Genomic DNA, 1,150 nt, shown 5'->3' with positions numbered 1-1,150 from the left:
CTGAGAGGCATATCAACCATGAAAAAGACCCGTTATACCGAAGAACAGATAGCATTTGCCCTTAAACAGGCCGAAACAGGCACTCGGGTGGAGGAAGTGTGCAGAAAGATGGGGATTTCTGAAGCCACTTTTTATAACTGGAAGAAAAAATTTGGCGGTATGGGCGTAACAGAACTGCGCCGTTTGCGGCAGCTTGAGGACGAAAACCAACGGCTTAAGCGTCTGGTGGCGGACCTCAGTCTGGATAAGGAAATGCTCCAGGATGTCATTCGAAAAAAGTTCTGAGGCCCATTCAGAAGCGTGAAGCGGTGACTTACCTGCTGGACGCCTATCGTATCGGGCTGCGTCGTGGTTGCCGTTTAATGATGCAGAGTCGCACGGTATACCTCTATCGCAGTTGTCGTGATGACAGGGCCCTGACTCACCGGATAAGAGAAATTGCGGAGACACGGATCCGCTATGGTTGCCCGCGCATTCATATTCTTTTGCGCAGGGAAGGCTGGTTAGTCAACCACAAGAAAACCCACCGAATTTACTGTCAGGAAGGACTGAATCTGCGAGCAAAACGCCCACTCAGGCATGTTACAGCCAGGCACCGACACGCCCGTCCAGAAGTGACCGCATTAGATCAGTGCTGGAGCATGGATTTTGTTGCTGATAATCTGTTCAACGGGCGTCGGATACGTGCCCTAACTGTAGTGGATAATTTTAGTCGTGAATGCCTGGCGATCGAAGTTGGTCAGGGGCTGCGCGGAGAGGATGTGGTGGCTGTTATGGAGCGCCTGAAACAAATGCAGCACCGTATACCACACCGGTTGCAGACGGATAATGGCAGCGAATTTATCTCTAAAGCGCTTGACCGATGGGCATACGAAAATAAGGTGACAATGGACTTCTCACGGCCCGGCAGACCGACAGATAATGCTCTGGTCGAGTCATTCAACGGGAGCCTGCGCGATGAGTGTTTGAATGTGCACTGGTTCCTGTCACTGGAAGATGCTCAGGAGAAGATCGAGCACTGGCGGCAGGAATATAACCAGTACCGGCCACATTCCTCATTAAATAACCAGACTCCGGAAGAATTTGTCCGAAGCCTGCAAACCGACCCGGATCTCTGATTTATCCTGGCATCAATATTGGGAAGGGATCA

General features: G+C 51.0%; 1 protein-coding gene. It reads left to right on the top strand.

The features are described 5' to 3' along the window. The first annotated feature begins 18 nt into the window (after positions 1-18). A protein-coding gene (locus V2A85_RS23835; RefSeq protein WP_095924512.1) for an IS3 family transposase occupies positions 19-1,118 on the top strand; the annotation gives its coding sequence in 2 pieces (ribosomal slippage) (positions 19-280 and positions 280-1,118; 1,101 coding nt in all). The last annotated feature ends 32 nt before the right edge of the window (positions 1,119-1,150 follow it).

Source organism: Yersinia sp. 1252 StPb PI (assembly GCF_048593885.1).
Classification (GTDB): domain Bacteria; phylum Pseudomonadota; class Gammaproteobacteria; order Enterobacterales; family Enterobacteriaceae; genus Yersinia; species Yersinia enterocolitica_E.
This window is presented reverse-complemented; position numbering and strand designations above follow the sequence as displayed.